The organism is Pseudoglutamicibacter albus (assembly GCF_022346425.1).
Taxonomy (GTDB): Bacteria; Actinomycetota; Actinomycetes; order Actinomycetales; family Micrococcaceae; genus Pseudoglutamicibacter; species Pseudoglutamicibacter albus.
Genome location: NZ_JAKRCW010000004.1, coordinates 99,785 through 124,476 on the forward strand (window position 1 = coordinate 99,785; position 24,692 = coordinate 124,476).

18 protein-coding genes are annotated in these 24,692 nt (G+C 59.6%); 11 read left to right on the plus strand and 7 right to left on the minus strand.

The genetic code is table 11. The annotated features are described in order from the left end of the window. Positions 1-78 precede the first annotated feature (78 nt). From MHJ63_RS03965 to MHJ63_RS03975, 3 genes are all read left to right on the plus strand, one after another. The gene (locus MHJ63_RS03965) at positions 79-1,275 is read left to right on the plus strand and encodes an inositol monophosphatase family protein (RefSeq protein WP_239446217.1); all 1,197 of its coding nucleotides are present in this window, start codon (positions 79-81) and stop codon (positions 1,273-1,275) included. 78 nt (positions 1,276-1,353) lie between these two features. Next, positions 1,354-2,538, plus strand: a complete 1,185-nt coding sequence (locus MHJ63_RS03970) for a VIT1/CCC1 transporter family protein (RefSeq protein WP_420876131.1) — start codon at positions 1,354-1,356, stop codon at positions 2,536-2,538. Between the two features lie 84 nt (positions 2,539-2,622). After that, a complete protein-coding gene (locus MHJ63_RS03975) occupies positions 2,623-6,036 on the plus strand; it encodes a DEAD/DEAH box helicase (protein WP_239446218.1) in 3,414 nt (1,137 codons plus the stop codon). Between the two features lie 14 nt (positions 6,037-6,050). Here MHJ63_RS03975 and MHJ63_RS03980 read toward each other — a convergent pair whose 3' ends face one another. The 4 genes from MHJ63_RS03980 to MHJ63_RS03995 form a co-directional block, all read right to left on the minus strand. After that, on the minus strand, positions 6,051-6,905 hold the full coding sequence (locus MHJ63_RS03980) for a heme ABC transporter ATP-binding protein (protein ID WP_070490066.1): 855 nt from the start codon (positions 6,903-6,905) through the stop codon (positions 6,051-6,053). Continuing rightward, entirely contained in the window at positions 6,902-7,963 is a 1,062-nt protein-coding gene (locus tag MHJ63_RS03985) for a FecCD family ABC transporter permease (protein ID WP_070490068.1), read from the minus strand. The genes MHJ63_RS03980 and MHJ63_RS03985 overlap by 4 nt, the downstream gene beginning before the upstream one ends. Next, positions 7,960-9,111: a heme/hemin ABC transporter substrate-binding protein gene (locus tag MHJ63_RS03990; protein WP_070507663.1), complete on the minus strand. Its 1,152-nt coding sequence runs from the start codon at positions 9,109-9,111 to the stop codon at positions 7,960-7,962. The genes MHJ63_RS03985 and MHJ63_RS03990 overlap by 4 nt, the downstream gene beginning before the upstream one ends. A gap of 154 nt (positions 9,112-9,265) precedes the next feature. Further along, on the minus strand, positions 9,266-11,572 hold the full coding sequence (locus MHJ63_RS03995) for an HtaA domain-containing protein (protein WP_239446219.1): 2,307 nt from the start codon (positions 11,570-11,572) through the stop codon (positions 9,266-9,268). 233 nt (positions 11,573-11,805) lie between these two features. Here MHJ63_RS03995 and MHJ63_RS04000 point away from each other — a divergent pair, with 233 nt between their 5' ends. Then, the gene (locus tag MHJ63_RS04000; protein ID WP_070490076.1) at positions 11,806-12,480 is read left to right on the plus strand and encodes a biliverdin-producing heme oxygenase; all 675 of its coding nucleotides are present in this window, start codon (positions 11,806-11,808) and stop codon (positions 12,478-12,480) included. Positions 12,481-12,646: 166 nt separating this feature from the next. On the opposite strand, the gene MHJ63_RS04005 is transcribed toward MHJ63_RS04000, so the two are convergent. Beyond that, on the minus strand, positions 12,647-14,566 hold the full coding sequence (locus MHJ63_RS04005) for a propionyl-CoA synthetase (RefSeq protein ID WP_239446220.1): 1,920 nt from the start codon (positions 14,564-14,566) through the stop codon (positions 12,647-12,649). Between the two features lie 273 nt (positions 14,567-14,839). Here MHJ63_RS04005 and MHJ63_RS04010 point away from each other — a divergent pair, with 273 nt between their 5' ends. The 4 genes from MHJ63_RS04010 (at position 14,840) to MHJ63_RS04025 (ending at position 19,397) form a co-directional block, all read left to right on the plus strand. Then, positions 14,840-15,556 carry a GntR family transcriptional regulator gene (locus tag MHJ63_RS04010; protein ID WP_035754882.1) on the plus strand — a complete coding sequence of 239 codons (717 nt, stop codon included), beginning with the start codon at positions 14,840-14,842 and terminating at the stop codon, positions 15,554-15,556. Positions 15,557-15,751: 195 nt separating this feature from the next. After that, the gene (locus MHJ63_RS04015) at positions 15,752-17,284 is read left to right on the plus strand and encodes an MmgE/PrpD family protein (RefSeq protein ID WP_239446222.1); all 1,533 of its coding nucleotides are present in this window, start codon (positions 15,752-15,754) and stop codon (positions 17,282-17,284) included. Positions 17,285-17,286: 2 nt separating this feature from the next. Continuing rightward, positions 17,287-18,198: a methylisocitrate lyase gene (gene prpB, locus MHJ63_RS04020; protein ID WP_239446223.1), complete on the plus strand. Its 912-nt coding sequence runs from the start codon at positions 17,287-17,289 to the stop codon at positions 18,196-18,198. 56 nt (positions 18,199-18,254) lie between these two features. After that, positions 18,255-19,397 (plus strand): bifunctional 2-methylcitrate synthase/citrate synthase, encoded by a 1,143-nt coding sequence (locus MHJ63_RS04025; RefSeq protein ID WP_239446224.1) that lies wholly within the window; start codon positions 18,255-18,257, stop codon positions 19,395-19,397. A gap of 91 nt (positions 19,398-19,488) precedes the next feature. Here MHJ63_RS04025 and MHJ63_RS04030 read toward each other — a convergent pair whose 3' ends face one another. Together MHJ63_RS04030 and MHJ63_RS04035 are read right to left on the minus strand one after the other, a co-directional pair. Then, a complete protein-coding gene (locus MHJ63_RS04030) occupies positions 19,489-20,802 on the minus strand; it encodes an MFS transporter (RefSeq protein WP_239446225.1) in 1,314 nt (437 codons plus the stop codon). A 118-nt stretch (positions 20,803-20,920) separates the two neighbouring features. Then, positions 20,921-22,123, minus strand: coding sequence for a flavin reductase family protein (locus MHJ63_RS04035; protein ID WP_239446226.1), 1,203 nt, complete (start codon positions 22,121-22,123; stop codon positions 20,921-20,923). Positions 22,124-22,354: 231 nt separating this feature from the next. On the opposite strand from MHJ63_RS04035, the gene MHJ63_RS04040 reads away from it, so the two are divergent. Genes MHJ63_RS04040 through MHJ63_RS04050 form a run of 3 tightly spaced genes read left to right on the plus strand, consistent with a single transcriptional unit; the run spans position 22,355 to position 24,685 of the window. Continuing rightward, positions 22,355-23,668 (plus strand): amidase family protein, encoded by a 1,314-nt coding sequence (locus MHJ63_RS04040; protein ID WP_239446227.1) that lies wholly within the window; start codon positions 22,355-22,357, stop codon positions 23,666-23,668. After that, complete coding sequence (locus tag MHJ63_RS04045) at positions 23,665-23,997, plus strand: hypothetical protein (RefSeq protein ID WP_239446228.1); 333 nt, start codon at positions 23,665-23,667, stop codon at positions 23,995-23,997. The genes MHJ63_RS04040 and MHJ63_RS04045 overlap by 4 nt, the downstream gene beginning before the upstream one ends. After that, positions 23,987-24,685, plus strand: coding sequence for a response regulator transcription factor (locus MHJ63_RS04050; RefSeq protein ID WP_239446229.1), 699 nt, complete (start codon positions 23,987-23,989; stop codon positions 24,683-24,685). Before MHJ63_RS04045 ends, MHJ63_RS04050 begins: the two co-directional genes overlap by 11 nt. Positions 24,686-24,692 lie beyond the last annotated feature (7 nt).

The window sequence follows — 24,692 nt, forward strand, 5'->3', positions numbered from 1 at the left end:
CGGCGTCCCTCACACGGCAGTGGTTTCAGGTGGCGGCGGCTGGCATTTGGTTTGTGTGTTCTTGGTTAGGCTGAAGTTATGAGTTCGGATGACTTTGATGCGCTGGAGGGGCTCGATGCGGTAAAGGGTCGCGTGTGGCCTGGAGCTGAGGCGGTGGTCGCGCGGCTCGGGGTCGGAGAGCCTGAGCGTTTGCGGGATATCGCGGTGGATGCGGTTGCGGCTGTGGCGGCGGATGTTGAGGCTGCGTGGCGTGCCGGTGTGAGTGCGCAGCAGAAGTCTTCGGCGCACGATGTGGTGACTCAAACGGACATCGTGACTGAAGCCCGGCTGGTTGAGTTCCTGCGCGAGCGGACCCCGCAGGCCGTGTTCCTCGGCGAAGAAGGCGCTGGTGAGGATGGCGTTGGCGAGGATGGCGCTGGTGAGGGCGGACCGGGTACCGACAGCGGGGCCGGCGCCGATGTCGACAAGGCCGGCGTTCCCGCCGCAGGAGTGGTGTGCTGGGTTATTGACCCGATCGACGGGACGAGTAATTTTGTTCACGGCCTCCCGGATTTTGGGATTTCGGTTGCCGCGGTCGTGGATGGTGTCCCGGTGGCCGGGGTTGTGCGCGCGCCTGCATTGGAGCGTATGTGGCGCGCGTGGATCGGCGCGGACGGGGTCGTGGTCTCTCAGCAACGTGACTTTCAGCAGCGCACCTTTGACTCTGCAGGCGGCGCGGACGCTTGGGTTCCATGCGCGTCTTCTGGCCGCGGTGCTGAATCGTTATGCGCGCTGGTCACGGATCACCCGCATCCTGAAGCCCTCGAGGTCTCGCCCGATGCGGCACGCGAGTTTTCTGACCTTGTGCAGGCCTTCGCGACGGTGCGCCGACATGTGTGCACCACGGTGGATGTGTGCAGACTGGCCTCGGGGGTGCATGATGCAGTGCTCGGCCCGGCCGTGAAACCGTGGGATATCGCTGCCGCGGCTTTGATCGCAGTGGGTTCGGGGGCCACGTGGCTTTATGGTGGCCGCCGCGCTGGTATTCCGGGGCCTTCCTCAGCTCCCGTTGCCCTGCTCAGCCGCGGCGCAGGCCCTGGCACAAGCGCCTGTTCCGGCGCTGCCTCTACCAGCGACGCGGACTCCAGTTCCCGACGCGCCAGCGACACGGACTCCGGTTCCGGCGGCAGTGTTCTGGATGCGCCGATGTTCCTGGTGCATGCGAACGGCGCGAGCGTTCCGACCGCGCGGAAGATCCTCAACCAGATGATCGCCCGGACGCTTCCAAACGACTAACGGAAACTTCCGGAGAATTAAAGGTGGCATAACTTTTTGCCCGGCACCGGCGTCGAAAGTTTTTCTAAACTGGTGCCCGTGAGTACCTCATCGTCTTCGCCTGCCCGCCCCTCCCCCACCCAAAACCCCAACGATAACTCTCCAGCCCAGCGCCCGGATTCCCAACGACCGGAGCCAACACCCGCACAGATCCGCCGTTGGCGCCGCTATTTGGCTGATGAGTTGACGGAGGGCGCGATCTATGAGGCGCTCGCCGCGAAAGTGAAGTCCCCGGAGGATGCCCGCATTCTGAAGGGGCTCGCCGCAGCTGAGGAGCGTCACGCTGATCATTGGCGTGAGCTTTTAGGTGAGCACGCTAAGCCGTCGCGGCCTTCGGTCCAGCGGTCGCTTCTGCGTTTTTTGGCTACGCATTTCGGTTCGATTTTCGTTTTGGCGTTGGTCCAGCGTGCCGAGGGCAATAACCCGTATGCGAAGGATTCGGATGTTCCAGACAAGATGGCCGCGGACGAGTTGGTGCATGAGGAGGTTGTGCGCGGGCTCGCCACAGAGGGCCGGATGCGGCTTTCGGGTAATTTCCGTGCCGCGGTGTTCGGTGCTAACGATGGTTTGGTGTCTAACTTCGCGCTCGTGTTAGGTATCGGCGCGACCGGTGTTGCGCCGTCGATCGTGATGTTTACGGGTATCGCGGGCCTGCTCGCGGGCGCGTTGTCGATGGGTGCTGGCGAGTTCGTTTCGATTCGTTCCCAGCGGGAACTTTTGGATGCCTCCCGGCCAACGCACGCAACCTTGCATGCCGCCCCACACCTAGATATTGACGAGAACGAGCTTGTGCTGGTGTATCTGGCACGAGGAATGTCCCAGGCCGCTGCTGAGCATCGCGCCGCTGAACGCATGGGCCGCTTCGATTGCGACTGCGACCCGTCTACGTCTCTGCCGTTGCCGCATGAGGAGCGTTCCCTGCCAGGTGATGAGGAGCTCGACGGGCACGGCAGCGCGTGGGGTGCGGCGACATCGTCCTTCGTGATGTTTTCGATCGGTGCGATCATCCCGATCCTCCCTTACATCTTCGGTATATCCGGCCTCGGCGCCGTGCTCGTGGCTACCGTGCTTGTCAGCGCTGCTCTGCTCATCACGGGGGGCTTTGTGGGGCTGATCTCCGGTTCTCCCCCGGTATCGCGTGGGTTCCGGCAACTGTTCATCGGCCTGGGCGCCGCAGCTGTGACCTACGGGCTGGGTCTGGCTTTCGGCACCGTCGCCTTATAGAACCCGCCACACGCGGTGCAGAACCCCTCGGCATGACGTCCCCGATTTCATGACACCTGCCTCAGGATGAGAAACTATGCGGTGATGAGTTCTGCGAAGTTTCCTTTGGTTGATGCCCGTGAGGTCCTGAAGAAGGTCGGTGGTGGCTCTTTTACCCGCGGGAAAATGCTGGTTGATGCGGGTAAGTTGTCTGAGCTTTCGTGGGATTCGGATGCGTTGGTGCTGACTGGCACAGTGGTCGATGACGATGTTGAGGCTCGCGCGCATGTCACGTTGGTTGCGGATCAGTCTGGGTTCTTGATTGGTGAGATGACCTGCAGCGCGGACGAGGAGCCGGGTTGTAAGCATGCTGCCGCTGTGTTGATCGATTCGAATGCCCGCCATATGAAGGCGAAGGATGAGCGGGAGGCGGAGGAGGCTCTGCAGCCTGTTGACGCCGAGTGGGAGCAGGCTCTGTACCGGATTGTGGAGAGCGGGCGTGCTGGCCGTGACGGTCAGAAACCTGAGGATATTCAGCCGCTGGGTTTGCAGTTTGAGTTGCGTGATTCCCGGGATGCCTCGAGGCGCCAGTATGGCGCGGGGCAGAACCCGAAGGCTGTGGGTGCGCGTGGTGTGCGTAGCCGGTTCACGTTGGCGATCCGCCCTGTGATCCGTAACCCGCAGGGCCGTTGGATTCGTTCTGCTTTGCGGTGGAACACGATTTCTTTCAAGACCTATGGTTTGCCGTTGGATCCGGAGCAGCACCGGTGGTTCTGTCAGTTGGTTCCTCTGTATAGGGCTAATGGGGAGCTGTATTTCGGCGAGGATAACGACTGGCTCATTTTCGATGATTTCGCCTCCGGCTTGGTGTTTTCCTTGCTTGAGGAGGCTCACGAGCTGGGGATCGAACTCGTGGGTTCCAGTGAAATCTCCGGTATCGAGCTGGTTGATGCCGGCCGCGTGTATTTCGATGCGCAGCGCAGCGATGAGGGTCTCGAGCTAACTCCGACGATGGACATCGGCTCCCGTACTATCGCGCTAGGTGAGGACGTCGTGGCGGGCAGTGTGGGTCGGCATGGTGTGTGGGCGTTGGCTGAGGATGGCCACACCATAGAGATCGCCCCGGTGGAGCACACGTTGGAGCCGGAGACTCGTTTCTTGGTGCGCCGCCCGTCGACCATCACGGTCCCCGCTGGTGAACAGCGGCAGTTCTTCTCGGGCCTGTATCAGCGTTTGGGTCGCCGCGTTTCTTTTGTGTCCCGTGATGGTTCGGTTTCGTTGCCGCAGATCACTCCCCCGTCGTTGGTTGTTGTTGCGACGTATCAACCGGACGATGTGGTGGTCGTCGATTCGGAGATCGATTACGGTGCCGCTGGACTCGATGATTACGCCCGCGATGTGCAGGCTGAGGGGCAGTTGCGTTCCGCGGCGCTGAAGGTTTTGGTCAATCACGGCTGGGATGAGCTCGAGCCCCATCGCAGTAACGGCGGCCTGGTTTCGCATACGCTCGAGGGGCTTGCCACCGTAGACTTCGTCCGCCGCGGCCTGCCTGCTTTGGAACGGACCCCGCACGTGCGGGTGCTCGATGTGGGTAGGCGTCCTGTCTATAAGGAACTTACCGAGGCCCCCGAGCTCACGGTGACCACGGTTGAGTCGGATAAGAACGACTGGTTTGATCTAGGTTTGATGATCACGGTGGGTGACCGCCGGATCCCTTATGCCGATATTCTGCGGGCGCTCTCCGCCGGGCAGAAGCGCATGCTGATGTCGGATAAGACCTACGTCTCGCTTGATCAGCCGCTCTTCCACCAGCTTCGCAGCCTCATCGAGGAAGCGAACATGCTGAAAGAGAACCCGAAAGACCCGTTGCGGATCACCCGCTATCAAGTGAACCTGTGGGACGAGCTGGCCGGTTTAGCGACTGAGGTGTCCGGCCCGGATTCCTGGTATGCGGCCATCTCCGGTCTAGCGACGGGTTCGGAGAAAGCGAGTGAAACCCCGGTCCCTGACACTGTCGATGCCACGTTGCGCCCGTATCAGGTGGATGGTTTCCGTTGGCTCGCTTCGCTGTGGCGGCAGGGTCTCGGCGGGATCCTGGCTGATGACATGGGCCTGGGTAAAACACTGCAGATCATCACCTTGTTAGTCCACATGCGCGAAGCATGGACGCGCGAGGAGCAGAGCGCACCCGACCTGCCTGCCGCATCGGACGCTGCAGACACAGCCTCAGCCGCCGCATCGGATGCTAGCGCGCACACCGCCTTGATGGGCGGCGCCGGCCCGGTTTTGGTGGTCGCGCCGACCTCGGTGGTTCCTAACTGGCTGGCTGAGTTGCGCCGGTTCGCCCCGGGCGTGAGGGTTGCCGGGGTGCGGGATACGCAGGCGAAAGCGGCTCAGTCGCTGGCTGAGGTCGCCGCGCACAACGATGTGGTGGTGACCTCCTATACGCTGTTCCGTCTGGATTCGGATGTTTATCACGACGTGGAATGGGCGGCGCTGATCCTGGATGAGGCGCAGTTCGTGAAGAATAAATCCACGAAGGCACACCAGACGGCGCGTGAGTTGAAGGCTCGTGTGAAGTTCGCGATCACGGGTACTCCGCTTGAGAACAACCTTATGGAGTTGTGGGCGCTGCTGGCGATCACTTCCCCTGGGTTGTTCCCGTCCTCGAGTAAGTTCGCTGAAGTGTTTGGCCGTCCCATCGAACGGATGGGTGCTGTTGAGCCGTTGGAGCGGTTGCGCCGCAGGGTGCGTCCGTTCATGCTGCGGCGCACCAAGACTGAAGTGATGACGGACCTGCCGAGCAAGCAAGAGCAGGTTCTGGCGATCGACCTTTCGGATGAGCACCGCCGGATCTATGACACGCGGCTGCAGCGTGAGCGGCAGAAGGTTCTGCATCTGGTGGAGGACATCAACCGGAACCGTTTCACGATCTTCACCTCGCTCACCACGTTGCGCCTCATGGCGTTGGATCCCGCGTTGGTGGATGAGGAAGAGTTCGCCGATGTCGGTTCAGCCAAGCTGGATACTCTGTTGGACTACCTGAACTCGCTCCTGGCTGAAGGCCACCGTGCGCTGGTGTTCTCCCAGTTCACGTCCTTCCTCAAACGCGCTGGTGCCCGACTCGATGAGGCGGGGATCGACTACGCATACCTGGATGGCGCTACCCGCAACCGTGAAGAGGCAATCCAAGAGTTCAAGGACGGCGAGGCCCCGGTGTTCTTGATCTCGCTCAAGGCCGGCGGTTTCGGGCTGAACCTCACGGAGGCTGACTACATCTTCCTCATGGATCCGTGGTGGAACCCGGCCGCGGAGGCTCAGGCGGTGGACCGTGCCCACCGCATCGGACAGACCCGCAACGTCATGGTGTACCGCATGGTCTCTGCTGGAACCATCGAAGAGAAGGTCGTGGCTCTGCAGGATGCCAAACGCGAGCTCATCACATCCGTCATGGACGGCGGCGACGGATTCGGTTCCGCGCTCAGCGCGGACGACATCCGCGAACTGCTCGCCGAATAGGCCCCACCTCGCGCTTAGCTTTCCGTGATTCCGGCGCTGTTGTTGCCGCTGCCGCTGTTGTGGCTAACACTGTGGGTGTCGCGTGGTTTCAGGAACCGGCAGGGCCGTACGGGGCTGATGCGTGTGCGGCCGGCGGCTTCGAACACTTCGAGTGAGGTCCGGTAGACCGAGCTCAACAGCCGCGCGTCACAGACTTCCGCCGTGGCTCCGGCGGCGCGGACCCTGCCTTGGTCGAGCACGATGAGGTCATCTGCGTAGGATGCGGCGGCGTCGAGGTCGTGGATCACCACCACAACTGCGGAACCTTGGGCGGCGAACTCTTGAGTCAGTGCCAGGGTGTGTTCGGCGTAGGCGACGTCCATCGCAGCGGTGGGTTCATCGAGCAAGAGGACCCGGCCCGCGCACATCGGGAAAGCCTGGGCGATGACCCGCGCAAACGCGGTTCGTTGGCGCTCCCCGCCCGAAAGGGTCGTGATTTCACGATCGAGCAGGTGGCTGAGCCCAGTCAGCTCGATCGCTTGCTCAACGGCTGTGCTGTTGGCTGGGTTGGTTCCCCACGGGGTGCGCCCCATCTCCACTATTTCCCGGATCGTGTAAGGGAAGGCGACATCCGAGTTCTGGTTCATGACGGCACGCTGTTGGGCTAGTTCCAGGTGCGGGATCGTGTGTATGTCTACCCCATTGACCCGAACTACCCCTCGGCGTGGGTGGGTGAAGCCGGCGAGCGCGGCCAGCAGTGTCGATTTCCCTGCTCCGTTCGGGCCGATGATCCCGGTCACGGCTCCTTGCCGCACAGACACTGTTACGGAGTCGAGCAGCGTTGCGCCGTTGATGGTGATGTTCAGGTCTTCGGCTTCGAGCGCGTTCATGACCTGATGCCTCCTTTTTTGAGGGTTCCGCGCAGCAAGACGATGAAGACGGGTCCGCCTACGAGTGCGGTGAAGACGCCGACGGGGATGTCGCTGAGCGGGATCAGTGTGCGGGCCGCGGTGTCGGCGAGTCCAAGCAGGGTTGCCCCACCCAGGAGGGATAGCGGGACGAGGTATTTATGGGAGGGCCCCACTATGAGCCGTAGAGCGTGGGGGACGACGAGCCCCACGAATCCGATCATCCCGGAGAACGCGACCGCGGTTCCGGTCAGGATGCAGACGAGGATCACGCTGATGAACCGTAGCCGTTCGACGTTGATTCCGGTTCCGTGGGCGGCGGCGTCCCCGAGTGCCAGAACGTCGAGCCTGTTCCTATAGAGCCAGATGCATAGGGCTGTCACGGCGAGCACGGCGAGGCACACGCCTACTTGCTCCCAGCGGGCCGCGGCGAGGGATCCCATTTGCCAGAAGATGATTTCTTCGCGCGAGCTTGTGTCCCCCAGGTACACCAGGAAGCTGGTGAGTGCCCCGCCGATTGCGTTGATCGCGATACCGGTCAACACGAGCGTGAGTACCAGGACCTTACCCGAGCCTTTGGCGAGCATCCACACGCATGCGGTGGCGATCATCGCGCCGATGAATGCGCTGACTGGCAGGACCCAGGAGCCAGTCGATGTGTATCCGAAGACGATGGCGAGGCACGCGCCGACGCTCGCGCCGGCGCTGACGCCTACAACGCTTGGTTCAGCTAGCGGGTTGGCGAAGATGCCTTGCATCACGGTGCCGGCTAACGCGAGGCTCGCCCCGATGACCGCTGCGAGCAGGGCTCTCGGGAACCGGATCGTCCACAGCGCGGCGTCGGTCGGGTTGTCGGTGGGTTCGGCCCCATCGAACGCGACTCTCTTGATTGAACTGAGGACTTCTATGGGTGTTGTCGCGTACTGGCCAGCCGCGGACGAGATCAGCAGAACACACACCACGGCAATGGTCAGTACGATGCCGGTGAGCCAAGCCGCGCGTGCCCTCGCGCTACGGTTGCTCGCCACGGTCTGGGTCATTTCTTGGCTTGTCCGTCCTGATATACGGCTTCTGCGAGCGCTTTAAGGTTCTCGTGTGTGCGTGGCCCGAAAGATAAAAGCTGGCCATCAGCCGCAGTGATGATGCGTTTATTCTTGCCCGCCACTGTTGCGGCCATACCTGGGCGCTTGAGGAAACCATCCATTCCACCTGCGGATTCGATCCCGCGTTTCATCGCGAAGACAATCTCCGGGTTGAGGTTCAAAAGCGCTTCCGCGTTAGCGGGTTTCACGCCTTCGATGTTGTTCTCCCGTGCCGTATCTTGCAGGCCGAGCGCCTCAACGATGTCGGAAGCGCCATGTTCGTTGCCGAGGATGAAGAACACTCCCCCAGTTCCGCGCACATACAGCACGGCGGCGCGCGGTGCCCGCGGGGTCTTAGACCGCAGTTCTTTGACGTATTCGGCCGCTTCATCGAGGTTCTTCTTGGTTTCTTTGGCGAGTTTTTCTGCTGCTTCTGGCACGCCGAACACTTTTCCTACCGCGCGGATTCCGTCCGGGATCCCCTCGATGCTGGTGGCTGGTTCGAGCCTCACCACTGTGATTCCCGCGTTTTCCAGTTGGCGGTAGGACTCGGCCCCACCGATGTTTTCGGTGGTGATGATGAGGTCCGGTTTGAGGTTCAGGATCGCCTCAACGTTGGTGTCGTGACCGTCTTTGGTGACAACGGGGAGGTCTTTGAGTAGCGCGCTCGTATCGGAGTTTGAGCGCCCGATCAGCCGGTCGTGCAAACCCAGCCCGACCATCGTGTCTGTCAGGGTTCCGTTGAGATCCAACGCAAGCACTTTCTTGGCTGATGTGACCGTGATTTCCTTACCGTGCGCATCGGTCACTGTGGTGGGTAGCGCCGGTTTCACTCCGGATAGAACCGGTTTCATATCCGGGATGTCGCGTGCCTCGGCAGGGCCAGTGAGTTTCAGTGCATCCGCCGCGTTTGCGCTGCTATCTTTACCGCTGGATTCACCTGAGCTGGACGCCGTTGCTGTTGCGTGCGGGCTCGGCGATTCGGCTGTGGACGGCGCTGACGTGCACCCTGCGAGCAAGCTGATAAGTGTTAGCCCCGTTGCCCCGAACAAGGCCACACGGGTGGTGCGGGAAGGTGTCTTCTCGAAGGGCGAGCTGTGAGTCATGATCCCATCGCTTTACATTGTCACGACGTTAAGAGCACGTCGGAGTGAGGACGTTAGAAATGAAGGAGGGCGTGTGGTTGTAGCCCGTTGGAGGAGCTACAACCACACGCGGTTTCCGCTGCATGAGTGGGCAGAATTACGCCAGGAGGCGTGATTATGCAGCGGAGTCTTTACGGCGCACGCCCCGCATGAGCACCAGCCCGATGAGGGCCAGGATGCCTGCGGTCCCCGCCAAGGTGGCGTTGCCGAAGCCGGTAGCGGCAAGCTGTCCGCCGGAAGCACCGGACGCGGAGCCTGCACCTGCAGGGCCGTTACCTGCACCCGGTGTGTTGGTTCCGTCTGGGGAGACAACCTCACCGGTTACTGGGTCGGTGCAGATCTCCTTTTCAACCGTGCCTGCAGACCCCACGGTCACGGTGAGTGGATCCAGCACCAGGCCGGCATCGTAGAAGCCCGCGAACCCTGCCGCGCCTTCCTTAGTGAGGGTTACCGTCGCGTTCTTGATGCCTTTGGAGGCATCGCCGCTGAAGGAGAGGGTTGCGAACACGATGTTGCTGCCGGACAGGTCTTTACCTTCCATCGACTGCGACTTCACGTTTGCGATCAACTGGCCCTTGCCAGGTCCCGTGACCTTGACGCGCAGCCCGGAGATGGTGGTGTCGAGGATGCCCTTGTGGCCGGTGAAGTGGACGCTGCCGGGGAAGGACACGGTTCCAGAGTTGGAGGTGAGAGTTCCAGAACCTGCGCCCCATGTGAACCCGTTCGCGGTGCGGGCCGCGCCGTTGCCGGCAGAGATGGATCCCTTAGCGATACCGCCGGTGACGTAGTTCCGGAAGGAACTCTTAACACCCCAGGAAAGAGTTGAAGCGCCCGGGGTTCCAGGGGTCTTCTCGATGCGGCAAATCGGTGCTGCTGGGCTCTTACCCTGGCCAGCCTCAGCGCCTTGAGTGTCAGTACCTTGAGCGCCAGAGCCTTGAGTGTCAGACCCCTGGGCCTGAGCACCCTGGGTTTGGGTGCCCTGCACCTGCAGGCCCTGTGAACCTGGGGTCTGCACGTCAACGCTTGGCTTCTGCGGAGCTGGTTTAGGTCCCGGCTTCGGCTTCTCTGGCGCAGGCTTAGGCTTGTCTGGTGCAGGCAGAGGTGCCGGCTTTGTCTTTTCTGGCGCAGGCTTTGGCGCAGGTTTTGGCTTCTGCGGTGCAGGCAGAGGTGCCGGCTTGTTTCCCGTGATCAATGCGGCCTTGATAGATACCGAGTCCATCTCGGTTCCTGGTTCGTAGAACCCAGCCATGGCTACAGCGCCGTCTTTGGTCAACTTCGCTCGAGCGTTAGCAAGGCTGAGTTTTCCGTTCTTGACCTTCAGGGCGTTCTTGGGGAACGTGAGGTTCGCAACGCGCGCGTTCTTCAAGTCCACAGCCTCCGTGACAGAGGTCTTTGGCGCCTTGACAGTCATGATGAGCTGTGCGGTGGTGCCGGAAGTGAAGTTGACCGCGAACTTAGACATCGTGAGGTTCATCTGGCCGCCGTGTCCCTTGAAAGTCACAGTGCCATCGAAGGTCACGGTTCCCTTGCCATTCTTATATGCGCCCTTACCGTTGGGGAAGGTGAAGGTGCCGTTGTTTGGCTTCTGTGCCGCACCACCACCGGTTACGACGGAACCTTTAGCGATACGTCCCACAACGTATTTACGGAAGCTTTCTTTGACGCCCCACTCGAGCTGGCCGCCCTTGCCGGCTTGCTTCTTCGCCGCGCGTGGCTTTGGCTTTGTCTGCTCTGGCTTTGGCTGCGCTGGCTTTGGCTGCGGTTGTTCGGGCTTCGGCTGTTCAGGCGTTGGCTGAGGTTTCGGCTGAGGCTGAGGTTTCTCAGGCTGAGGCTGTGGAGCTGGCTTCTCAGGCTGAGGCTCCGGCTGCTCAGGTTCAGGCTTCTCAGGCTGAGGCCGCTCCGGTTGAGGCTCGGCCTTTTCCAGGTAGGTAATGGGGGCTTTAGCGTCCTGGCTAGTGTCCCTCATGCCCTTGCCGTGGCCCTTGGAGGTAAAGAAGGAGAGGTTTTGCTGCGACTGCGCGGGGACGTCGACTTTGACTGTGAACGAGCCGTCAGCGTTTAGCGGAGCGGTGCGTCCACGTGCGGTGTCTTCGTCTTTCTTCCCAGCTGCGATCCATACGGGATTCTGACTCCCGCCTTGGTAGAAGCCCGCGGCGTCGGATGGGCCGTAGCCCAGATAGATTCCTGCTGTTGCGGCGCCCTTATCGTCGCCTCGGTAGAAGTTCTTGCCGGTAACGGTAACTTCGCCGCCCTCAGCGGGTGCAGGTGTCACCGTAATGGTGGGCTTTGTTTCTGCCGCAGAGCCGGTGTCCGCGTGGGCAGTGGCAACTGGAACCGATGCCATCGCGCCAGCCAGCGCGAAGGACAGCATCGTACCCAGAACCCTCCTCACGCTTCGCTTACGGGTGGTTTTCTGCTTCATAGCTTTTACGATCCTTGCTTGATGGGCACCCCAATGGCGTCGGGTGCAGATGCGGAGATGTCGTGATTTCGGGTGGTGCCCACAGCCACCGTCAAGCAACACAGGCAAGCCTAAACTTAATTTATCTAATAACGCAAGACACCCCTTGCGTAACTCGAGATCGCATGGTTAGGTTGACCTTAGAAAAGCGATCTACTGATTCGCAAGGCCACTGATTCCTGAAAGATAGACCGATGACTGCTCCACCCACCCAAGCACCGTCTTTCGCAGCACAACTGAAATCAGCAACGCGTGCTGAACATACCGCGGCGGAACACTCTTCGTTCATCCAGAACCTCATGGAAGGCAAGCTCTCTGCTGAGGACTACGTGCGGCTGCTCGCTCAATATCAGCCGCTCTATAGGGCACTTGAAAAGGCCTGCGCTAGATGGCGGTGCGAGTCCAGTGTCCGGCAATTGCTCGACCCTGCACTTGAACGCAGCGAGTCAATCCGCAACGATCTAGCTGGCTTGACCGAATACCTCGGCATCCAGATGCCGGACCTCACCACGGCCGTGATGCTCTACACCCAGCGCATCCACGAAGTCGGCGCTATGGCCTCCCCTGAGCGGCTCATCGCACACCACTACCTGCGCTACCTTGGCGATCTGTCCGGCGGCCAAGCGATCGGCGCTCTCGTGGCACGCCACTACAACATTCCGAGCGAACTGCTCACGATGTGGAAGTTCCCCACCATCGATAAACCGAAAATCTACAAAGACACGTACCGAATCCACCTGGATCACTTCGCTCAACAAGCGAACCAGGCCGAAATCGTTGACGAAGCCCGCCTAGGCTTCGCACTCAACCGAAACCTCTTTGTTGAGCTGGGCGCTCCTCTCAGCGACAACAAAGACCTCTACGTCTAAGCGCATCTCCTCTCGCAAACCTGCGCCACGACGTCAAACGGCCTCGTGTGCCAACTGAACGCATCAGTTGACACACGAGGCCGTTTCCTTCGCCCTTCCGGGCCCTCATTCTCTGCCCCGCTGAGCCTAGCGCCTGCCCCAGCGAGGCCCTACCCTCTGCCCCTGCCTAGCTCTTGCGGGTCAGCACCTCATGAAGCGCCTCCAGGATCGAATCGTCCTCGATGGTGGAGGGCACTACGTAGTCTTCGCCGTCGGCCATCTGCCGCATCGTTTTGCGCAGAATCTTGCCCGAGCGAGTCTTTGGAAGCGCCTCAACCACAGCAACATGCTTGAAGTCAGCCACCGGGCCGATCTCCTTGCGCACCAAGGCGACTATCTCCTCGCGCAGTTGCTGCTCATCGATCTCAACGCCGTGCTTGAGGATCACATAACCGGAAGGGCGCTGGCCTTTCAGCGGGTCCGCAACGCCAATCACCGCGCACTCAGCCACCGCCGGATGCTCCGCTACCACCTGCTCCATTTGGCCGGTGGAGAGCCGGTGGCCAGAGACGTTGATGACGTCATCGGTGCGGCCCATCACGAAAACGTAGCCGTCCTCATCGACCATGCCCGAATCCCCGGTCGCATAAAAGCCAGGGAAGGCGTCCAGATAGGCGGACCTGAAACGTTCATCGTTACCCCACAAGGTCTGCAACGTACCTGGAGGCATCGGTAGCTTGATCACCAGGTTGCCTTCCTGACCTGCCGGCATCGGTTCACCGATCGGGTCCAACACCTGCACGTTATAGCCGGGCACCGGGACGGTTGGGGATCCGGCTTTGACCGGCATTGGGTCAAGCCCACGCAGATTCGCGCAGATAGGCCAACCGGTTTCGGTCTGCCACCAGTTATCGATCACGGGGACGTTCAGCAGTTCAGAGGCCCACGTATAGGTTTCGGGGTCCAGCCGCTCCCCTGCCGCGAACAGTGTTTCCATCGAGGAGAGATCGTATTTCTTACTCAGCTCACCGTCCGGATCCATCTTCCGGATAGCGCGCAACGCGGTCGGTGCGGTGAACAGGATCTTCGCTTTATGCTCAGACACAACCCGCCAGAAAGCGCCGGCATCCGGGGTTCCGACCGGCTTGCCTTCGTAGACGATCGTGGTTGCGCCCGCAAGCAGCGGCGCGTACACGATGTAGGTGTGACCCACAACCCAGCCAACATCCGATGCGGTCCACGAAACATCGCCAGGGTTGATGTTATAGACGTTCTTCATCGACCACACACCGGCTACCGCGTATCCGCCGTTATCGCGCACAACACCTTTCGGTTTGCCCGTGGTTCCGGAGGTGTAGAGGATATAGAGCGGATCAGTGGCCTTGACGGTGACCGGGTCAGCCGGCTGGGCGGCAGCTACCGCATCGTCCCATGAAATCCATGCCGCTCCCCTGCTCTCAGCGGCGCGCTCGCGAGCCTCCGCGACAGTGGTATGGAAACCGTCGCGTTCATAGACAATCACGCTAGTCGGCTTGTGCTCGGCGATGCTCATACCCTCTTCGATGATCGGGATGTATTCGATGCGGCGCGAAGGCTCAATACCGCCGGAGGTCGTCACCACAACCTTTGGTGTGCCGTCGTCGATGCGGCTGGCAAGCTCCCGGGCGGCAAAGCCGCCGAAGACGCCGATGTGTACGGCGCCGAGGCGAGCGGTCGCCAACATCGCGATCAAAGCCTCAGGGACCATCGGCATGTAGATCATGACCCGATCTCCTTTGCCCACACCTTGGTCGCGCAGAGCGCCTGCGAACACGGATACACGCTCAAGGAGCTCTTGGTACGTGATCGTCTCCTGTTTGCCGAGTACCGCGGAGTCATAAATGATCGCGGCCTGATCCCCGCGGCCATTCTCCACGTGACGGTCCACGGCGTTGTAGCACGTGTTCAGTTCGGCGCCGGGAAACCACTTATAGAACGGCGGGTTCGAGTCATCGAGCGCCTTATTCGGTGGGCTGACCCAGTCGATGCCGCTGGCCGCCTCAAGCCAGAAGCCCTCCGGATCATTGATGCTGCGTTCATATACCTCGCGGTAGTTTTCTCCCGTCATGATGCCTCTCCCCAACTCGCCTGTTTGCTGATTGCTGATCAGTTGTCACAGACCCCGCGAAGATCAACCTCACAGGCTGTGGCGTGAATCACACGCTAGCCCTCGGAGTGAAGCAAATCAATAGTTATGTATACATAAATCTGAAAATCCAGGAGACTTCTTTGATTCCTCGCATCAAGCATTTAGTTGTGTATACAATCGAGCATGGGGCGCTCAGGAGCGCTCTGCCGGGACACTCACTGGAACCGGGACTCTCAATGGAAGGGAGACGCGATGCGAGCCAGCGAACGCGCCTACCGGAAACTACGCGCTGACATCACCCAATGGCGGCTACGGCCAGGCGCAGTCCTCGGCGAGGTCGATCTCTCGGAGCGCCTCGGTATATCCCGCACACCGGTTCGCGAGGCGATCTCCCGCCTCGTAGCAGACGGCCTAGCGGAACCCGCTGGCGGGCGCGGATTCGCCGTCTCACACATCTCAGAAGATGACGTACGCAAGCTCTATGACCTACGCGACGTGCTTGACACCCGAGCAGCTGCCCTCGCAGCAGAGCACGTCAACGCCGCGCAACGCGCGAACACGGCGGCGGGTGTTAGCGCTGCAACGTTCACGGAGCTGGCGCAGAGCTTCGCTGACACCGCGCAAAAGCTCAGCGCTGAGCACACCGCCCACCCGGGCTATTACGAGCTCATCGACCAGCTGGATGCCGCGATCGACCACGCGGCCGACAACCCTTATCTAACTCAAGCCCAGGCAAGCGTGCGCTTGCGGCTCGCCCGGGTCCGCAGGCTATCCACATCGAATCCCGATCGCCTCATCGCAGCCGCGAACGAACACCGAGCCATCTCAGAGGCCATCGCGTCCGGCTCACCACAACTAGCGATCGCAACCACGCGCGTCCACCTATCCAATGCGCTCAAGAACGCGCTGGCATCCAAAGAGCTAACCCATCAAGCCGAAGAAAAACGGCACCTCAGTGCAGCATCATAAGCACCTCGCCGCATCGTGAACACCGGGCAGCATCATAAGCACCTCGCCGCATCGTGAACACCGGGCAGCATCATAAGCACCGCGCCTCAGCGTAAGCGGCGCGATCCAGAGTAAGCCACGCAGCAGAACTGAATATCGAACGTAGAACTGAGAACCCAACCACGCGGCCACGACCGCCCAGAAGGAAGGCACAACGTGACTGTCAACCACACGGTACGAACCTACCCATCGGCAGAGCACCTGCCGCACGAAGAGCAGCTGGCTTATAAGCTCGCGCTCGTTGCAACTGACCCGGTCGAGGTCGATGACGAGGTCACCGAGATGATCATCAACCGGATCATCGACAACGCCTCCGTAGCTATCGCGTCGCTGAACCGCGGCCCGATCGTCTCGGCGCGCGGGCAGGCCCTCACCCACCGCGTGACCCCGGACGGTGGCTACACGGGCAAGGGCGCGCTCATCTTCGGTGCGCCAGAGGACAACGCTGCCGTCTCCCCTGACTGGGCGGCGTGGGCCAACGGCGTGGCCGTGCGTGACCTCGACTACCACGACACGTTCCTCGCCGCCGAATATTCCCACCCGGGTGACAACATCCCGCCGATCCTCGCGGTAGCCCAGCACACCGGGGCAAGCGGTAAGGACCTCATCCGCGGCATCGCGACCGGCTACGAGGTCCACGTGAACCTCGTCAAGGGAATCTGCTTGCACGAGCACAAGATCGACCACATCGCCCACGTCGGCCCGGCATCCGCTGCCGGCATCGGTACTTTGCTCGGCTTGGATGCCGAGACGATCTTCCAGGCGATCGGCCAGGCTCTGCACACCACCACGCAGACCCGCCAGTCCCGTAAGGGTGAGATTTCAACATGGAAGGCCCACGCGCCAGCGTTCGCGGGCAAGATGGCGGTTGAGGCGGTGGATCGTGCGATGCGCGGCCAGACCTCCCCTGTCCCGATCTATGAGGGCGAAGATGGCGTGATCGCGTGGCTACTTTCCGGCCCGGAGGCCGAATACACCGTCCCGCTTCCAGCGGCAGGTGAAGCCAAGCGAGCCATACTGGACACATACACCAAGGAACACTCCGCTGAATACCAGGCGCAGGCGTGGATCGATTTGGCGCGCAAGCTCAACAAGGAACACCCTGAGGCCACCGACCCAGCTAACGTCGAGTCGGTTCTGATCAAGACCTCGCACCATACCCACTACGTGATCGGCTCGGGCGCGAATGACCCGCAGAAGTACGATCCGAAGGCATCCCGGGAGACCCTGGACCACTCGATCCCATACATTTTCACGGTCGCGTTGCAGGATGGTGCGTGGCATCACGTGGATTCCTACGCACCGGAGCGCGCTCAGCGCCCGGACACCGTGGAGCTGTGGCACAAGGTCACCACCGAAGAAGACCCTGAATGGACTCGCCGCTATCACTCGCTGGATCTGGAGGAGAAGGCGTTTGGCGGCTCGGTTGAGATCACCCTGAAGGACGGCACGGTGATCGCTGACGAGATCGCTGTTGCTGACGCTCATCCGTTGGGTGCTCGTCCGTTCGCTCGCGAGCAGTACATCAACAAGTTCCGCACACTGGCTGAAGGCAAGGTCGCTCCGGAGGAGATCGAGCGTTTCCTGGATGCGGTTCAGCGTTTGCCTGAACTCGGTGTGGGCGAGCTGGATCAGCTCAACATCGAGGCCAGCGTTGACCTTGAAGAAGCGCAGAAGGGTGTGTTCTAAGAATGCTGTATTCCAACGTCACTGCCGAAGAAAAGCGTGTTGCGTTCCGTGAGGCGCTAGCGGCCGATGAGGTGGCTCAGTTCCCGGGCGCGTTCACCCCGTTGTCTACCAAGCTCATCCAGGAGCAGGGTTTCGAGGGCGTCTATATTTCTGGTGGGGTGCTCGCTAACGAGCTCGGGCTGCCGGATATTGGGCTCACTACCCTGACTGAGGTTGCGACCCGTGCAGGCCAGATCGCTCGAACCACGGACCTGCCGTGCCTGGTTGATGCTGACACCGGTTTCGGTGAACCGATGAACGTGGCCCGCACCATCCAGGAGCTTGAGAACGCAGGCTTGGCTGGTTGCCACATCGAGGATCAGTTCAACCCGAAGCGTTGTGGTCACCTCGATGGGAAAAGCGTGGTCGACGAGGAGACCGCGGTCAAGCGGATCCGTGCCGCAGTCGAGGCCCGCCGGGACAGTAACTTTGTGATCATGGCACGCACCGACATCCGCGGCGTAGACGGATTCGACGCGGCCCTGGAACGCGCTCAGAAGCTCGCTGATGCTGGCGCTGACGCAATCTTTCCTGAAGCGATGGCGGACCTCGCCGAGTTCGAGGCGATGGCTTCCAACCTTGATGTTCCGGTGCTTGCGAACATGACCGAATTCGGTAAGTCCCAGCTGTTCACCAAGCAGCAGCTTCAGGACGCGGGCGTGTCCATGATCATCTATCCGGTGACGCTGCAGCGGCAAGCGATGGGCGCCATCGAACGCGTGCTCAGCGCGATTCGTACGCAAGGCACCCAGGAATCAGAGGTTGACAACATGCTTACACGCGCGCGGTTGTACGAGCTTGTTGACTACAACGCCTACAACCAGTTCGACACTGGCGTGTTCAATTTCGAAGTCCCCGGCAAGCCGCTGACCTAAAGCCGACCCCGCATCGGTGCTTTCACGGCATCGAACCAAGCCTTAAAGGAGGCGTCATGACTGAGCAAACTATTTATAAGGGCCTTGCCGGCGTTGTCGCAGACACCACCGCGATTTCCAAGGTCAACGCAGAAACGAACTCGCTTCTCTACCGCGGTTACCCGGTTCAGGAGCTGGCCGCGAAGTGCTCCGTTGAACAAGTCGCTCTACTGCTGTGGAACGGTGACTTGCCGAGCGAGGAGCAGCTCGCGGAGTTCACTCGCCGTGAGCGTTCCGGCCGCGCGCTGAGTAAGGAGCTCAAGCGCGTGATTGATGAGTTGCCGACCACGTGTCACCCGATGGATGTGTGCCATGCCGCCGCCGCTGTGATTGGCGCGTCGCATCCAGACGGTGAGGACAACTCGCCTGAGGCTGAGTTGCGTAAGGCACAGGAGTTGTTCGCTCTGATGCCTGCGGTGGTTTGTTATGACCAGCGCCGCCGTCGCGGGCTTGAGCTTGTGGAACCGCGTGAGGACCTGGATTATTCGCAGAACTTCCTGTGGATGGCCTTCGGTGAGGAAGCTGCGGAGGAGGTTGTGGATGCGTTCCGTGTTTCGATGATCTTGTATGCAGAGCATTCGTTCAACGCATCCACGTTCACCGCGCGCGTGATCACGTCCACGTTGTCTGATCTGCATTCGGCTGTGGGTGGCGCGATCGGCGCGCTCAAGGGCCCGCTGCATGGCGGCGCGAACGAGGCTGTGATGCACACGTTCGAGGAGCTCGGGATCAGGGCCGATGAGTCGGCTGAGGCAGCGGAGGCCCGTGCGAAGGCCTGGATGGATGATGCGTTGGCTCAGAAAAAGAAAATCATGGGCTTTGGCCACCGTGTCTACAAGAACGGCGACTCGCGTGTACCGACCATGCAGGATGCGTTGTTCCGGATGCTGGATTACTATGACCGCCACGAGCTGCTCGGCTTGTATCGAGGGTTGGAGAAGTCGATGGATGAGGCGAAGGGCATCAAACCGAACCTCGACTACCCGGCGGGCCCAACGTATTGGCTCATGGGTTTCGACATCCCGATGTTCACCCCGATCTTCGTGTGCTCCCGCATCATGGGCTGGACGGCACACATCATGGAGCAGCGCGCCAACAACGCATTGATCCGCCCGCTGTCCGCATACGACGGCCCAGCCGAACGCCACATCGAAGGGTAGGTAGCTAGTTTCTAGCCAAGAACAGGGCGGCCAGACGATTGATCGTCTGGCCGCCCTTAGATGTTATCCACCGTTCACCGACGGTTTGTCCTCAGGTTTCTTCCGAATACTTGCGGGACGCAACCACCGAGACCAGAGTGATCAGGCACATGCCGATCAGATAAATCACGATAGGTAGCGGGGAATCGAATTTGAGCAACAGCGCTGTCGCTATCAGCGGAGCAATGCCACCGGCGAAAACGGAAGCCACTTCGTGTGCAATTGAGATCGCCGAATACCGAACCTCTGCCGGGAACAGTTCGTGGAAGAGTGAAGGCTGGGTACCAATCATTGCTCCGTGGCAAACACCCAAAGCAAGAACGAACCCCAACAACATCAGCGGCATCGAACCGGTCTCCAAGAGAGAAAAGAACGGAGCCGCAACAATCATCATGCCTATCGCACCGAAAGCGTAGACACGACGCCGGCCGAGCACGTCAGATAAATGGCCGAAGAAAACGAAAGAGAAGAAACACAGCGTCATAGTGATCGCCAGAATCAGCAAGATCAAGCTGTCATCTACCCCAACGTGCTTGCCATAAACAACGGAGAAGGTCATAAAGATATAGGAGCCGCCGTTCTCGGCGATGCGCATGCCCATCGCGGTGAGCATTTGGCCAGGGAAACGCCGGAAAGCCTCGATCATCGGGATGCGTTCGTTATCACTGCTCGCTGACTCGGCCTCATCAACAGTTTCATCCGGAAGGCCCTTACGAATATAGATGCCCACGAAAAGCAGCACGATGCTGAACAAAAACGGAAGGCGCCAGCCCCATGTTAGAAATTGTTCTTCAGGTAGCTGTTTGACTGCATAAAAGGCTAGCGCCGACGTTACGAAACCGAGGCTCACACCGCTTTGGCTGAAAGCCGCGAGCATCCCTCTACGTTTCTGGGAAGAGTTCTCACTGATCAGGAGTACTGCGCCTCCCCATTCCCCGCCAGCAGCGACCCCTTGCGCGACACGAAGCAACACCAAGATGATGGGTGCTGCGGCACCGATGGATGCATACGTTGGCAGCAGACCCATCGCTGTTGAGGCCAGCCCCATGACCCCAAGCGTGATGATGAGCGAGGTTTTACGCGAGACTTTATCGCCGATATGCCCAAAAATTACCCCGCCCAACGGCCGAGCAACAAACCCAACCGCTAGCCCAACGTATGCCCCAAGCGCACCTACTAGCGGGTCTGTACCTGCAGGGAACATGAGGACGTTGAACACCACAGCCGAGGCAGTCGCATAGAGGAAGAAGTCATACCACTCAAGTGAGTTACCAATCAGGGAAGCAACAACGTATTTGGTGGTACTGGCCTGGCGAGGTTCAGCTTGCGGCGGGGTGTGGGCCGCAGTCATTACTTGTTTGCTCATGACTAACGACTACTTTCTATGAAACGAGCTCTCTTGTCCCACGATTGTTTTCTCCTCGAACCGCTTCCGACTACCAGTGTTTGCGGATTCGGGTTAACGGATAAAGACTCCGAACGAGTTATGACTGTTGTGTTTGTGAGAAGCCGATCAGGCTTTCGATGAGGTTGACTGCGCTCTTGCCTCGTTCGATCCAGTCGAGCACTCGATGCCCCAGCCGAGGTCCCGGGAATTGGGAGAGCCGGAGTGTGTATTCCACTCCTCCTTCTGGGCTTTGCACAGGAAAAACCATGGAGCCGATCCTGTATGCAGTGTGCGGGTCGATGTCGCGGAGCTCGTAATCTACGGAGGAGTTGAAGATTGTCTCCCGAACTCGGCGCTCCTCAGCTGGTGTCATACGGCCTTGCGCATACTGGCGTGTGGCTTCGTTGACGTCGTCATATGCCGCTTCATTGTCGTCAGGCAAGAAGGCGACCAGATAACCGTGCCGGCGGACAAAATCCATCCGCTGCCGGAACACTTCCTTAGTTTCATCACTGACTCCCCGCGCTTTAGCGATCCACCGTTCCTGTTCACTCTCAGGTTGGGCATACATATAGGTATCGCCGATGGGAGGGACGATCGGAAGACGCCGCCCAACCCCTCCTGACCGGTCAACTCCGGGGCCGGTAGCGGAGAGCACCTGGGCGAATTCATCACGACTTACAGCGCGGTAGAGGGTCACCTGGCAACCGATTCCGCTTGCTAACCCTTCGAGGATGCCTCGCGTAGATTCGACTTCCTCGAGTAGGTCCGCAAACTCTTTATCGGTACGTGCCGCCAGTGACGTGCTCAAGAAGCCACCGTAACCGCCCTGAAAAAACAACAGTGGTGAGCCCGCGTTAACCACGGCAAGGTCCAAGACCCTGCAAAGAACAATCCAGTGATCGCCTGCTTCGACGATATTGTCAGTTTCAACATCAACCCAGGCCACGCTTCCCGCCAAAACTGGATTGCCTGCCGGCGAACGGAATGAGTCCACACCGTGATACTTGTTTTCCCACCGGCGGGCGATGGTTGTGACCAGGTCTTCCTGCTCCTCCCCCAGGATATTGATGCACATCGTTTTCAGATTGCGTAATTTCTCAAACGTCTTCGACGTCTTCATTGGCATGAATGACACAAGCGGTGGATCAAGAGATACAGAACTAAACGTCCCTACTACCAATGCGAGCTCTTCACCGTCTTCGGCGATGCCCGTCACCACCGCTACGCCGGTCGGATAATGACCCATCACTTCTCGAAACACGAGCGGGTCAATGAGAGGAGTCTCTTCCGGAGTCACAATAAGGTCCTTTCCCACTGTCTTGACCAGAATCTTTGAATTCTGAGTCACTAGTGACACGAGAGGTCTAGCGAGGGCAATAAGGCCTACCGTCATATGAGTGACCCAGGCCACATACCGTTCACATATGCAAGCTAGCCAACCCTTCCTTTCACCCATAGAGGGGAAACCTTTACTTTCAAATAGCGAACAAGTCGCCAAGAATTGTGACCGGGGACACATGTAAGTTATTTGAGCTATGGAGAGCTACGAGGGAACGAAACCGTGAAATCCACACCTGTACCTTCAATTGCTGAACGAGTCACCGCTGTCCAGGCTGATGCCGCAAAAGCTCAGCGGTTCATTGCAGACGACCTCGCTGCCGTTCAAGCACGAGAAGAAGAGCTACAAGCATGGGTTCTCATCGACGAATCGGCCCCTGACTCGGTCAGTGCTTCACCGGATGGGCCACTAGCAGGCGTTTCCTTCGGGGTGAAAGATCTCATTGATGTTGCCGGCATGCCAACGCGCAGTGGTTCCCCTACGACGGATTCGGCTAACAAGTCTTCAACAGCGGCCTGTGTAGAGCGCTTCGAAAGTCTAGGCGCCATCGTTCTCGGAAAGACCACCACCACCGAGTTCGGTTTCTTCAAACCATCGAAAACACGCAACCCAGCTAACACGGAACATACCCCTGGGGGCTCTTCGAGCGGTTCAGCGGCAGCAGTCGCGGCAGGAACTGTCCCGCTAGCGCTTGGCACACAAACAGCTGGCTCGGTAACGCGCCCGGCGGCATACTGCGGCACAGCCGGTTTTGTGTTGGCAAGGAAAGACGTTGATCCCACTGGCGTCGACGGCATGGCAAAATCGCTCGACAGCCTCGGCCTATTAACTCAAACAACCGAAGATCTACGCATCGCCACATCTGCATTTTTAGGGCGTGACCTGTCCACAGAGATCAGCCACGCCACTGTATTGACGTGGCCTGGTTCAGATGTCGCTGACATCGCATCCCCCATGTCTGGGGCCATCGGTACCGCAACTGACCAATTGGCCGCTTTCGGTGTTGTCTCGTCGCCTTTCGACCTGCTAGATCATGTGGCCACCCTGGTTCAGGACCATCCCATCATCATGGCTTATGAGGCACACCAAAAACATGGGCACCTACTAAACGACTTCCCGGAAGAAATCAGCCCACAATTTCGCACTTTGCTCACTACCGGTCGTGGCATCAACAATCAGCAATACTGGAACGCCTTGTCCCGTACCCGCCGTACTGATGAACTATTCAAAGCTCAACTCAAACCTGGGACGGTCATCCTGGGCCCAGCTGCACAGGATTCTGCCCCTTACGGCCTCGAAAGCACCGGCGACCCAGTTCTTAGTCGGCCCTGGCAAGCACTCGGCTATCCTGCACTGACTGTTCCTGGCGCGCGCAACGAAAGCGGACTGCCCCTAGGGCTCCAACTAATCAGCCTGCCCGGTGATGAGGCTGAACTATTCGCAATCGGGCAACTGCTCGAACAAAAACTCATAGAGTACTACGGAGGGAATGAATCGCTATGACGAACACTTCAACTGAACCGGTTCGCAAGTCTCCACGACCACTCAACCATGCCCGAACCTTCCTCACCTGCTACGAGGACACGTTCAACTACGGCTGGCATCACGTAGATCTCTTTGTTCATGACGAGTTTGGGCGCGAGGTCAACTGGGTCCACTGGACAGTCCAAGCCGACGGACCTGAAGCAGCCGACGAATCAGTACGTCGAGAAGAGCCTTCGCTCCGTAGGCTGACCCCATGGCAACACCACGTCAGCGCTTTCGGCATGAACTACTGGACAGCCGACGCAGCCTTTGACGAAGACGGAGATGCAACGTCTGATGACAACTAATCCTCTCGCTGACAAATTGCTCGAACGTTCGGTTTCAGTCGGGTCAGCAGTTACAGAGGAGGACGTCTCGGTCTTTGTTGTTGATGATGACCCAGCTGTGCGTGAGTCTGCGCAGTGGCTGCTAGGCAGCATCGGTTTATCTCCGATCTTGTGCGGAAGCGCTCAGGAGTTGCTAAATGCATACGACGGTAGCGCCCCAGCGTGCATCATCTTGGATGTTCGAATGCCGCATATGAGTGGCCCGAAGCTACAGCAAGAACTCAACCGAATCGCTCCTCACGCCGTCATTATTTTTGTTTCTGCTCACGGAGATATCCCTTTGTCTGTATCCGTGCTACGAGCGGGAGCTACTGACTTCCTTGAAAAGCCGTACAACCCGCAAGAGTTGTTGGAACGTGTGCAATCTTCGATCCCTCTGGCTTGTGAACGATTCAATGGTCACGCGTTACGAAAGGATGTCACTGATCGCATCGGCGTGTTGACCCATCGTGAACGGGAGATTTTGTCTCTAGTGATCGAAGGAATCCCGAGCAAAAATATCGCTCGCAAGCTCGGCCTCAGTACCAAGACTGTCGATGTGCACCGAGCTCGCATCACACATAAAACGGGGTCTGCGACCATTCAGACATTGATTCGGGACATTCTGCGCGCGAATCTCGAGTCTGCGGTTTATCCACTAGCAAGCTAGAACAGCC

Bases quoted from the DNA above. Each gene is read 5' to 3' on its own strand.
- MHJ63_RS04000 (WP_070490076.1), top strand. From the start codon at position 11,806: ATGACTGCTCCACCCACCCAAGCACCGTCTTTCGCAGCACAACTGAAA.
- MHJ63_RS03965 (WP_239446217.1), top strand. From the start codon at position 79: ATGAGTTCGGATGACTTTGATGCGCTGGAGGGGCTCGATGCGGTAAAG.
- MHJ63_RS03985 (WP_070490068.1), bottom strand. From the start codon at position 7,963: ATGACCCAGACCGTGGCGAGCAACCGTAGCGCGAGGGCACGCGCGGCT.
- MHJ63_RS04045 (WP_239446228.1), top strand. From the start codon at position 23,665: ATGACGAACACTTCAACTGAACCGGTTCGCAAGTCTCCACGACCACTC.
- MHJ63_RS04025 (WP_239446224.1), top strand. From the start codon at position 18,255: ATGACTGAGCAAACTATTTATAAGGGCCTTGCCGGCGTTGTCGCAGAC.
- MHJ63_RS03995 (WP_239446219.1), bottom strand. From the start codon at position 11,572: ATGAAGCAGAAAACCACCCGTAAGCGAAGCGTGAGGAGGGTTCTGGGT.
- MHJ63_RS03975 (WP_239446218.1), top strand. From the start codon at position 2,623: ATGAGTTCTGCGAAGTTTCCTTTGGTTGATGCCCGTGAGGTCCTGAAG.
- MHJ63_RS03990 (WP_070507663.1), bottom strand. From the start codon at position 9,111: ATGACTCACAGCTCGCCCTTCGAGAAGACACCTTCCCGCACCACCCGT.
- MHJ63_RS03980 (WP_070490066.1), bottom strand. From the start codon at position 6,905: ATGAACGCGCTCGAAGCCGAAGACCTGAACATCACCATCAACGGCGCA.
- MHJ63_RS04030 (WP_239446225.1), bottom strand. From the start codon at position 20,802: ATGAGCAAACAAGTAATGACTGCGGCCCACACCCCGCCGCAAGCTGAA.
- MHJ63_RS04005 (WP_239446220.1), bottom strand. From the start codon at position 14,566: ATGACGGGAGAAAACTACCGCGAGGTATATGAACGCAGCATCAATGAT.
- prpB (WP_239446223.1), top strand. From the start codon at position 17,287: ATGCTGTATTCCAACGTCACTGCCGAAGAAAAGCGTGTTGCGTTCCGT.
- MHJ63_RS04050 (WP_239446229.1), top strand. From the start codon at position 23,987: ATGACAACTAATCCTCTCGCTGACAAATTGCTCGAACGTTCGGTTTCA.
- MHJ63_RS04010 (WP_035754882.1), top strand. From the start codon at position 14,840: ATGCGAGCCAGCGAACGCGCCTACCGGAAACTACGCGCTGACATCACC.